Here is a 10079-nt window from a genome sequence, read left to right as displayed (position 1 = left end):
CGTTTGGGTCGTTGGGTCGTTGGGTCGTTGGGTCGTTGGGTCGTTGGGTCGTTGGGTCGTTGGGTCGTTGGGTCGTTGGGTCGTTGGGGGAGCGGGGGAATATTGTGCGCCCCGGCGCTCGCGGGTAGTTTTGTTAGCAAATATACCTTTTTCCCCTGTAAGTTATATCTACCGCCATAAAGCGTAAATAGTAATCTATTAAGGCGCGTTCCGGCGGGGGCAACAATTCTATACCAAAGCACTACATAACAGGACAATAGATGAAGAAAATATATTACAAGAGCCCTTATTTATCGGCGGAGTCAAATCCAATTTATTTGAGGAAAATAGGCTTTAAAAGACCAAAAACAACGAAGGTACACATCTAAATAAAAAGGGGAAAAAGAGGAAGAAAAAATAGGTGGCGCGGCGTCGTAAGAGATAAGCGGAATTTCTATAAAGTGTTACACTGGCCCAATAGAGAAGTCTAACGAATAGAACCAGGGGGTAACAAGTAAATAAAGGCGTTGGCATAAAGGGAAAGGCTCCCCCCAAAGGTGCCCCTGCCATAACTTCCCCCATATGATAAATACTTTCTTCCCCTCTATTTTTTCCCCGCCACTTTGGCATATAGCCCGCAAAAAGGCGGGGTTTATTCCCCCCCGCCTAGTCTTGCACCAAAACTTTTAGGAGCTTCACTTTAATAGATATAATAAGCCACTTGTGTGGAATTTCTCCCACTCCAATTATCTTGCCCAGAAATATTGGAACAAATCCGTTGCCCTAACTTATCATCACGATTAGCAAAACATCGGAAAAAATTATCTTGGTGATATTTTTCCAACCCTAAATGGCGTACAAGGTCATCACAGCGAAACGAATTTCCGATTTCTTTTGTTATAAGTTGGCAAAGCATTTTGTCATTTTCTATACTCCTAGATCTTTTTGTAAACCCGGCGGGCATTGAAATAACAAGCGAATCCAAGTTGCTTGCATAACGGCCCGTTTGCATATAAAAATGCTGTTGGGCTTGGTCCACCGCGCGCACAAGGGCGTACATTGTAGCCACCCTACTGCTCCCTACCGCCACCCGATACGACGGCAACGCCACCGCGGATAAAATACCAATAATAAGAACGACTACTAGGAGTTCTATGAGGGTAAAACCACGGCTAACAACCCAAGAAGTAGATCCTGAAACAAGTTCAGGATGACCTTCTTGTTTCATAAAATCGTCATCCCGTAGTGTTTGGCGGCCCGCTAGGGTGCGACCCCGCAGGGTTCAGGGATCCGTTGTTGTCGTTGCCTTTTTAAATGACGACAGATTCCCGACTACGACACTCGGGAATGACAAAATATTTAGAAATACTTTCATTTTTTCTCCTTGTTTAGACCTTTATATTTGAGCAAAACGGCCTTTTATACACATTTTTATACAGCGGATACATCCGGGTATATCCGACGAGGAATATCAAGATTTTAACAAAAAAAAAACGATACAACCCCTTTACAGAGAACGACGGAAAAACAACGACAAACACAACATTTTTATCGTCGTTCTGAACTTGCTTCAAGATCTACCTTATGTGTTGTTATCTAAAAGGTCATTCTGGAAGGTTAGCCGGCGCGGAGCGTTCCAGTATTTGTTGTTTTCCTCTTTTAGCGTAACGACAGATCCTGGACTACGACTTTCCAGGATGACGACAACTACAATACCAAAGGCAAACTACCCAACAGGTAGATCCTGAACTAAATTCAGGATGACTTCCTTATTTAACAACGACAGATCCCGGATAAAAACTCTCCGGGATGACGACACCCTGCACGCCTCACCCTGCGGACGGACAAATTCCGGGATGACGACAAAAAGCAATAAAACAAGGGCGTTATCCCCGAGTGCTGGGCATTCCACAGGGTTCGGATCTGACGTTTTGAAAGACAACAACAACGACAAAAACAGATTCCCGAACGCTCCGCGCCGGCAGACACTCGGGAAATGCCAGCAACGACAACAGCAAACAACGAGATCCCGTATAAAAACTCTACGGGATGACGACACCTTGCGGGCCGCACCCTATATTTCCGTAGAAATAAAAAACCCCGCTTGCGCGGTTTGTATTTTTAGAAGGGAAGGATTTTTCAAACGAAAACCCGTTTATTCTAGGCGTGAGCAAAGGGAGAAATACTGTACGCACACGCGCGGCAGCGCGGAGGTATCCGACCGAATGAACAACAACGAATAAACGGGTTTTAGGAAGAAAAAAACGGAGAGGGAGGGATCCGCCCTGCATAAATTTCCTGACGGAAATTTTGCCCGGGCCCGCCCTCGCGGTGTTCGCCTTTCGGCCTATGGCCTCAAACTCACACAACGCTGCGGGCTTCAAATCCCTGCGGCATAAAACTTATGCCGCACCCTATATTTCCGTAGAAATAAAAAGCCCCGCTTGCGCGGGGTTTTTAATTCCTACGGAGAGGGAGGGATTCGAACCCTCGATACGGGAATTAACCCGTATAACGGTTTAGCAAACCGCCGCTTTCGGCCTCTCAGCCACCTCTCCAAAATTTGTGCCAACGGTAGTGTTACCGTCAACCTCTATATTATAACAAAATTTTACAAACTTTTCCTAATTTATCCGCGGGCCGCATTTTTTGGCTAAATTCTCCCTATACAGCGCGCCGCCCGGCGGGCAAATTAAAAACTCTTTTTTAAGCCCTCAGCCAGTGGCGTAAACTTCTGCCCCGTCAGCGCTTGCCATTTTTTGCCCGAGCAAATCCAATGGCCGGGGATAGTGGCTTCGGTTACTTTGTCATAATTTAAGGCCGGCTGTGCACCCGTAATACGGGCCACCAGTTCATACACCCACGCCGCCACGCGCATCATCCACTTGGGGGCAGACGGCATAAAAGGCTTGTGGCAATTCATCGCGCGAGCCATTTGCGTAATAAAATAGTCCCACGAGTAAACCGCCTCTTCCGTAATAAAATACGTCTCTTTATCCGTTTCCGGGCGGATAAACGCTTGCCACAAGGCTTCCACCAAGTCGGAAACGTGCACAAAACTGAAATATCCATTGCCCGACGTATTCACCATCAGGCCGCGTTTGACCCACAGCGCGATTTTAGACACGCCGGAATCGTTCTTGCCATAGACAATCGGCGGGCGGATAATCGTCCATTTTACGCCCGGACGGAGCGTTTTAACGGCCTTCTCCCCCCCTAATTTGGTAATACCGTAATCGGACACGGGCTTCGGCTCCATATCCTCGGTGCGCGGGTGGTCTTTATCCGCGGCATAGCCACTGGCCGCCAAACTGGAAACGTGTACAAAGGTTTTGATTTCCGGCGTATTATTTACCGCCGCCACTACATTTTGCGCAGCGATGACATTTGCCTGCTCAAAATCTGCGCGGTTAAAGCCGAAAATAGCCGCAGCCAAATGGAAGACACCCACACAGCCGGACAAGGCCTTTTCAAGCGATTTTACATCATTATAATCGGCCTGCACCAAGGTTACTGCCGGGTTGGCGGGTTGTTGTTTAGGCGTACGGCGCGTAACAATACGCACATTGTACCCTTCCTGCAACAGTTTATCCGTCAAGGCGCGGCCAATAAAACCGTTTCCGCCAGTAATCAAAATGGTATTCTTCATACGTTAGTCCCCCTGCAAATCCAGTTTATCCACCAGTTCGTCCGTCTTTTGGGAAACCGTCTTTTTGATTTCCTTTTTAATGGCTTTTTCATCCATATCTTGGTTGGTAAAGTTTTCCTTTCTGCGGGCGTTGCGGCGGACAAAGTCAAAATTAAAGGTAAACCGCTTTAACCCGCGGTCAATATCCGCCTTGGTGGGGATTTCGCCGTATTTAATTTTGTTAATCGGCGTAACCTTATCTTCCTGCGGGAAATACCACAATAAGGAATACATAATTGCACAGGTAAGCACAAAGAAAATCAACTTATTTAAACTTTCCCACTTATACAAACCAAACAAGTTAGATACAATAGACAAAATGACGATTACCCCCGTCCACATCGCTATCGCCATCCCGATAAACGTCCAGCCCGAGGTGCCAAAATCGGGGTATAAGACCATAATGGCAAAACAACAAATAATCAATACGGCAAAGCGTTGCCATCCGTTCATATTATTTCTCCTGTTTGAACTCCACGCTTACGGTGAGTTCGTCTTTTTCGTAATACATCGGCAGCGGCGCAAAAGGCCCGGCGTTGATTACGGCGGAAGAGGCGGCAAAGTCAAAGGTGTCATCGCCGGATTTGCGTTCTACCTGTAAATCTTTAATCTTTCCGTCGCGCGCAATGGCAAAGGACACCAAGGCTGACAGCGTATTGCCCGCGGGGCGGCGTTTTTCCCACTCAATCCAGAGGGAATTTCTCACCTGGGTAATGTACCAGGGATAAGGAAAGTTAGCAAAATCGGTTTGAATATTACCGCCTGCAAATTGGCCTTCTTTGGCGGCTTCGGAAGATTCGGCAGATTGCCCCCCCTCTTGCGCGTCGTCCAATACGCTGGGGGCGGCTAACGGAGCAGCCGGCTGAGCCTTTTTGGCGGGTTGCTTTTTGGTGGTAATTTCGCTTTTGGAGGCATAAGCCTTTTTAGCCGTTTTGGCAGGCTCGGCCTTGGGCTGGGCCTCTTTGGCTACGGCTGGGGCTTGCACGGCGGCCTTGGGCGCTTTGGGCGCGGCGGCTTCCTGCCCCGTGGTGGCAACCACCTTGCCGCTGCCGATAAAATCAATCGTATAGGTAGCGGACGCCTTCTTAGCCGAAGGAGCCAATATCAAAAGCAAGAATAAGGCGGCTAAAACGTGCAGTCCGCCGGAGATAGCAAAATAGCGGTTCATCAGTTTTTAGAAAGTACCCCGATTCCCAACTTGGCCGCGCCTAACTTTTTGGCTACGTCAAAGACGTCCACCACCTGCTGTATCGGTACGTCTTTATCGGCCTGGACGAGAATCGTCTTTTTATTTGCTTTACCCAAGCGCAAAATCAACTCGCGCTCCAAATTTTTGAGCGTCAGTTTTTTGTTCATTACGGTAATAGTGCCGTCGCGCGTAACTTCAATACGGATGACGTCGTCCTCCGCCTGCGTGTTAATGGCCTTGGATTTGGGCAAATCCACCGTCAGTTGCATTTGCACCAGCATCGGGCTCATTACCATAAAAATAATCAGCAAAATCAATGTGATGTCAATAAACGGCACCATATTGATTTCCGCCATTACGGTTCTGGTTTTGTGTGTGCGCATAGGTTAAAATTCTTCCACGTCGCCGCGGCGGTAAATAATTTCGTCGGCGATATTTTCCAGTTCTTTGGCAAAGTAATTGGTTTTAGACAAATAATAGTTGTACGCAATTACGGCAGGAACAGCCACAAAAAGCCCGGCGGCGGTGTTTACCAACGCTTCGGCAATACCGGCGGCCACTACGGAGGCGCCCGCGCTGGTGGCGGTGTTGGCGGCTAAATCTTTAAATGCGTGCATAACGCCGATAACCGTACCGAACAAACCGATAAAGGGCGTAATGCTGCCCAAGGTACCCAAAATGGTCAGGCGGCGCTGTAATTTGGTAACTTCCCAGTCAATCACGCTCGCCGCGATTTTTTCCAGTTCCGCTTGCGGGCGGGTGCGTTCCTGCACCAGGCGCAAAATAAGCGCGGCCGCCGGCGTGTTTTTGACGACTTCCTTGCGGCAGGCGTCCTCCACCTTTTGGTAATTTTCCGAGCGGAGCGGGTGGCGGCAGTACGCCATTAATTTGCGGGAAAGCGAAATGGTGGAGCGCAACTTAAAAAATCGTTCCAAAATAATAGAAATAGAATACACAGACAGCAAGAGCAGTAAGATTAAAATCGGTCCGCCCGCCGCCAAAAGTTCGCGTAAGTTTGTCATATTGGAAAAATCCATTTTTTTATCTCCTTATTACCTGTTCACTACGAATATAATAAAAATCTGCACCAGTATATTGGAAATCAGCCCGGCGGCTACATCGTCAAAAACTACGCCGAAAGCGTTTTCCATTTTATCAAACGTCTTAACAATCCACGGTTTTAACGTGTCAAACGTCCTAAACAGCACAAACGCCGCCAGCAGATACGGCCACGTCCGCGGTAAGAACGCCATAGCCGTAATATATCCGGCCATTTCGTCTATTACAATTTTGGGATTATCGTGGCCCGTGAATCCTTTAAATTGTACTTTTTTACAGACCCATACGGCAACCGCCCAAAACGCCAGCATACACACCATATAGAGCATAGAATCCTGCGGAAAGCACAACACCAAGGGGATTCCCCATAAGGTTCCCAAAAAGCCCGCCCCGGTATTCTTTTTGTACTTAAACACCATTGGCGGCAGATAACTGACAAACAGTCCCGTGGCCAAGGCGCGCCAAACTATTTGCATACGGGCAGACTCCACGATTTTTTAAGCAAATCCCAGTTGTTTTTTAAGTACGAAACGGCGCTAATCCACGTAATCACCGCCGCAATAGCCGTAATGGCGTAAGGCACCTTTTGGAGCGTTAAAAAGGTGATTTGAAAGCACTCCCGCGCCGGGCCGGACACCAAGTGGGACAAGTGATATACGTCCAGCACAAAGAAAATCGTGCCGATAGCCGCCATTTGGATAACGGTTTTGAATTTGCCCCAGCGTTCCGCCGCCATTACTTTGCCTTCCAAGGCGGCAATCACACGCAGGGTGGAAATCATCAGTTCGCGCAGTAAAATAAAGAACACCGCCCAAATCGGCACGTCCAACTCTTTAATGCCCACAAAGGCAAAGAACGCCGCCGCCACCAAAATCTTATCCACAAACGGGTCCACAATCGCGCCAAAGGGCGTAATGGTGTTGGTTTGGCGGGCGATTTTGCCGTCCACCCAGTCCGTACTGGCCGCTAAAATAAAAATAAGCGTGGCCGTAATGCGGGCCCAGCCGTAAGGCAGCAAAATAAACAGAAACATTACAATAGACAGCGCGGCGCGCGTAAGCGTGATTTTATTGGCAAGTGTCATCATTTTTTAAATCCTCCAAACACAGCCCCGGGCAGCGGCTGGTTTTTTTGAATATTTTTTAAGACGGCTTCCGTCGTCATTAAGTCGGACGTAATGGTAATGGTCTGCGGGAAATAATCCGGCGCGGTTAAGGTCAGCAAAAGTTGGTATTCCTCCCCCTCTTTGGGCGTTAAAAGCAAAACGGCTTCCTTGGCGGTTTGGCTTTTTACAACGGCATTATGGCGTTCCACCAAGGCTGTGTAATTGCCAAAGTCAAAGAGCGCCTGATTGGGTTGGCCCTGCTGCCAATCGGCCCAAGAAAGCGTGGTAACTTGGTTGCCCGCTTCGTCCAAAATAACGATATCTTTTTTATCCGTAATGGCCGTCTGCTCCAAGTCGCCCTCCGGGCTCATTGTATCCAGGCGCAGGCGGTTTTGGGCGCGGTCATAAAACAGTTTTCCGCCGGAGCGGCTGACTTCCACGCCGTCGTAAGAAGTGGTTTGATTAAAGGCGGTTTCCAAGGTGGCTAATTTTTTATCCCACTCCTTTAAGCGCGCGGTTAATTCAGCCGCGCTTAATGTGGTTTTGGGTGCAGGAGCAGGCTTTTTAACGGGCGCTTTTACCTCTTGCACGGGCTTTTTAGGCGCCGGGGCGACTACTTCCGGGGCCGCCGGTTCCGGGACAACTGGCTCCTCGGTAGAGGAACCGCCGCAAGCCGCTAAAATGAACGATAAGGCGAACGGAAAAATGACTTTATTTATAGACGGTTTCATATGTTTCTTCCTGATAGTTTTTGTCATACGGTAAACTGTTCAAATCCTCAATGGCCTGGTCAATCATTTCGTAATGGATTTCCCAGCGGTTAGAGCCTTCCGGCTTGGAAATATAGCCCTTCATTTCCAGCACGCTTAACATATTGGTAGCACGCGCGGAGGAACCAAAGTGCGCTTTGAGCAAATCCTGCGACACGCGGCGTCGCTCCTTAATCAAATTAAGCGCCTGCAACAATTCCTCCGGGCTCGTGCCGAGGCCGTCCTGCGGGCGTTGGTGCGGATTCTGCTCCGCCACAATTTGCACCGGGTAATCCGGCCCGCCTTGGGCGCGCAAGAAATCGGCAACCGCCTTGATTTCCTTTTCGGACACATACGCCCCCTGAATACGGAACGGCGTTTTGTCCGATGTGCTTTGATAGAGCATATCCCCGCGGCCCAGCAAATCCTCGGCCCCGGTGGCGTCCAAAATTACCTTGGAGTCAATGCCCGAAGCCACCTGCAAAGCAATGCGGGAGGGCAAGTTGGCCTTGATGATACCCGTAATTACCTTAACGGACGGGCGCTGTGTACAAAGGATTAAGTGAATCCCCAACGCGCGGCCCATTTGCGCCAAACGCTGGACGGAGTCTTCAATAGATGCCTTGGTTTGGAGCATTAAGTCGGCCATTTCATCAATAATAACGAAAATGTAGAACATCTTTTCCTCGTTATTTTGCTTGGCCCATTGGTTGTACCCCTCAATATTTTTTACCTTGGCCAGTTGCATAATAGACAGACGTTTTTCCATTACCTTTACCAGCATTTGCAAGGACTTGGCGGCCCCGTTAGCGTCGGTAACCACGTCTACATCGTCGCACGAGGTTTTGGGGTCGTAGAGGTACGGAATCCCTTCGTAAAGCGTAAGTTCCACGCGCTTGGGGTCAATCATTAGGAACTTTACCTCGTCGGGCGTGTGCTTGTAAATAAGGGACATAATAATCGTATGCAGACAAATGGATTTACCGCTGTTGGTGGCACCGGCAATCAAAATATGCGGCCACTTTTCGGCCACGGAACCGGCGGGTTCGCCGTCAGCATAGCGGCCCAAGGCAATCGGCAACACGGCCTTGGAATTGGCATACACGGAAGATTGCAAAATCTCCTTCATCGTAACCATTACAGGGCGTTCGTTCGGGATTTCAAACCCGACGGCGTTTTTACCCGGAATAGGCGCTTGGACACGCACGGAGCGGGCCTCCATACTGGCCTGAATATCCTGCGTGCGGGCCGTGATAGAAGCAATGGTTACGCCCGGATCGGGCTTGATTTCGTAGCGGGTAACCACAGGCCCCGGCGAAACGCCCGTAACCGTGGCGCGGATGTCAAAACTTTTTAAAGTGTCTTCCAAGCGGCGGGTGGCCTGGGCGATTTCGTCATCCGTCGGGCCGACAATACCGTCCCCGGCCGGGTCGTTTAACAAGTCAAGCGGCGGGAGTTTAAAGGTTTTAGGGTCAAATTTCTTCACTTCGCCGTTTTCATCCGTAGGCGCCTTGGCGTTTTCATCCTGCTGCAAATGCGCGGACGAAATTTCCTCGCGCCGCGGCAAGTGGACGGGTTCGGCCACCGGGCGGCGGATTTCGGGCTTGGAGCGGTGGATTTCCGGCACCTCGTGGATTTCCTCCGCTACCGGGCGGGAAGAGGTTTCTTTAAGGGGCTTTTCTTTGAGTTCCGCCTTGCCCTCGCGCACTTTTTCTTTAAGTTCGGCGCGGGCTTCCATCCAGCCGTTAAAATCGTTGCGGACAAATTCGCCCGTCTTTTGCAAAACAACGGCCCACGGAATAGCAAAAAGCAAGTGTATCCCCACCAAAATAAATGCGAGCGAAAACACCGCCGCGCCTGCCACCCCGGCTACGCCCTGCAAGGCCGTACAAAGGCTCTCGCCGACGTGTCCGCCGGAAATAAGGGAATCCTTAAAAACAAGTCTTAAAAGCGTTAAAAAACAGGAAAAGGCCGCCAAGGTTACCGACGAGCCGATAATAAAAAACAGGAAAGACGCGCTTTTCTTGCGCACCGTTTGCACTAGCCAATACCCTAAAAACAGCGGTATTAACCCCGCAGACTGCCCCAACATCTGGCGTAACTGCTTGGCTACCGCCTGCCCCGCCGCACCGTTGGAAACGTTAAACCACAAAATGCAAAAGAGCCACAGCGTAAGCGCGCCGGTAAGAATATACAGTACCGTGCGGATCCACGCCGAGGAATTTGTTTTTTTAGTGCGTTTTTTAGATTTTTTAGGGGTGTAATAGTAACGCTTTTGCATATAGGGATATTTTACCTTTTTTTAGGCTC

At 49.4% G+C, this 10079-nt stretch carries 10 protein-coding genes and 1 tRNA gene; all 11 read right to left on the bottom strand.

Translation table 11 applies throughout. From position 1 onward, the window contains the following. Positions 1–679: 679 nt before the first annotated feature. On the bottom strand, positions 680–1207 hold the full coding sequence (locus ACR0QV_RS04610) for a type IV pilin protein (protein ID WP_432634965.1): 528 nt from the start codon (positions 1205–1207) through the stop codon (positions 680–682). 1239 nt (positions 1208–2446) lie between these two features. Beyond that, positions 2447–2537, bottom strand: a tRNA-Ser gene (locus tag ACR0QV_RS04605). Positions 2538–2671: 134 nt separating this feature from the next. Further along, entirely contained in the window at positions 2672–3628 is a 957-nt protein-coding gene (locus ACR0QV_RS04600) for an NAD-dependent epimerase/dehydratase family protein (protein WP_432634963.1), read from the bottom strand. 3 nt (positions 3629–3631) lie between these two features. Next, positions 3632–4120 carry a hypothetical protein gene (locus tag ACR0QV_RS04595; RefSeq protein WP_432634961.1) on the bottom strand — a complete coding sequence of 163 codons (489 nt, stop codon included), beginning with the start codon at positions 4118–4120 and terminating at the stop codon, positions 3632–3634. Between the two features lies 1 nt (position 4121). Further along, positions 4122–4835 carry a TonB family protein gene (locus tag ACR0QV_RS04590; protein ID WP_432634959.1) on the bottom strand — a complete coding sequence of 238 codons (714 nt, stop codon included), beginning with the start codon at positions 4833–4835 and terminating at the stop codon, positions 4122–4124. Next, positions 4835–5239 (bottom strand): ExbD/TolR family protein, encoded by a 405-nt coding sequence (locus tag ACR0QV_RS04585; RefSeq protein WP_428052796.1) that lies wholly within the window; start codon positions 5237–5239, stop codon positions 4835–4837. The genes ACR0QV_RS04590 and ACR0QV_RS04585 overlap by 1 nt, the downstream gene beginning before the upstream one ends. Positions 5240–5242: 3 nt before the next feature. Then, entirely contained in the window at positions 5243–5893 is a 651-nt protein-coding gene (locus tag ACR0QV_RS04580; RefSeq protein ID WP_432634956.1) for a MotA/TolQ/ExbB proton channel family protein, read from the bottom strand. A 15-nt stretch (positions 5894–5908) separates the two neighbouring features. Next, entirely contained in the window at positions 5909–6391 is a 483-nt protein-coding gene (locus tag ACR0QV_RS04575; RefSeq protein WP_432634954.1) for a phosphatidylglycerophosphatase A family protein, read from the bottom strand. After that, on the bottom strand, positions 6382–7002 hold the full coding sequence (gene pgsA, locus ACR0QV_RS04570) for a CDP-diacylglycerol--glycerol-3-phosphate 3-phosphatidyltransferase (protein ID WP_428052792.1): 621 nt from the start codon (positions 7000–7002) through the stop codon (positions 6382–6384). The genes ACR0QV_RS04575 and pgsA overlap by 10 nt, the downstream gene beginning before the upstream one ends. Then, a complete protein-coding gene (locus ACR0QV_RS04565) occupies positions 6999–7751 on the bottom strand; it encodes a LolA family protein (RefSeq protein ID WP_432634952.1) in 753 nt (250 codons plus the stop codon). The genes pgsA and ACR0QV_RS04565 overlap by 4 nt, the downstream gene beginning before the upstream one ends. Continuing rightward, positions 7732–10050 carry a DNA translocase FtsK 4TM domain-containing protein gene (locus tag ACR0QV_RS04560; protein WP_432634950.1) on the bottom strand — a complete coding sequence of 773 codons (2319 nt, stop codon included), beginning with the start codon at positions 10048–10050 and terminating at the stop codon, positions 7732–7734. Before ACR0QV_RS04560 ends, ACR0QV_RS04565 begins: the two co-directional genes overlap by 20 nt. Positions 10051–10079 lie beyond the last annotated feature (29 nt).

It is taken from the genome of Candidatus Avelusimicrobium sp. (genome assembly GCF_050873505.1).
Lineage (GTDB): Bacteria > Elusimicrobiota > Elusimicrobia > Elusimicrobiales > Elusimicrobiaceae > Avelusimicrobium.
The sequence above is the reverse complement of the archived record's forward strand: the minus strand, read 5'-3'. Positions and strand labels throughout refer to the sequence as shown.

Bases quoted from the DNA above. Each gene is read 5' to 3' on its own strand.
- ACR0QV_RS04610 (WP_432634965.1), bottom strand. From the start codon at position 1,207: ATGAAACAAGAAGGTCATCCTGAACTTGTTTCAGGATCTACTTCTTGG.
- ACR0QV_RS04600 (WP_432634963.1), bottom strand. From the start codon at position 3,628: ATGAAGAATACCATTTTGATTACTGGCGGAAACGGTTTTATTGGCCGC.
- ACR0QV_RS04595 (WP_432634961.1), bottom strand. From the start codon at position 4,120: ATGAACGGATGGCAACGCTTTGCCGTATTGATTATTTGTTGTTTTGCC.
- ACR0QV_RS04590 (WP_432634959.1), bottom strand. From the start codon at position 4,835: ATGAACCGCTATTTTGCTATCTCCGGCGGACTGCACGTTTTAGCCGCC.
- ACR0QV_RS04585 (WP_428052796.1), bottom strand. From the start codon at position 5,239: ATGCGCACACACAAAACCAGAACCGTAATGGCGGAAATCAATATGGTG.
- ACR0QV_RS04580 (WP_432634956.1), bottom strand. From the start codon at position 5,893: ATGGATTTTTCCAATATGACAAACTTACGCGAACTTTTGGCGGCGGGC.
- ACR0QV_RS04575 (WP_432634954.1), bottom strand. From the start codon at position 6,391: ATGCAAATAGTTTGGCGCGCCTTGGCCACGGGACTGTTTGTCAGTTAT.
- pgsA (WP_428052792.1), bottom strand. From the start codon at position 7,002: ATGATGACACTTGCCAATAAAATCACGCTTACGCGCGCCGCGCTGTCT.
- ACR0QV_RS04565 (WP_432634952.1), bottom strand. From the start codon at position 7,751: ATGAAACCGTCTATAAATAAAGTCATTTTTCCGTTCGCCTTATCGTTC.
- ACR0QV_RS04560 (WP_432634950.1), bottom strand. From the start codon at position 10,050: ATGCAAAAGCGTTACTATTACACCCCTAAAAAATCTAAAAAACGCACT.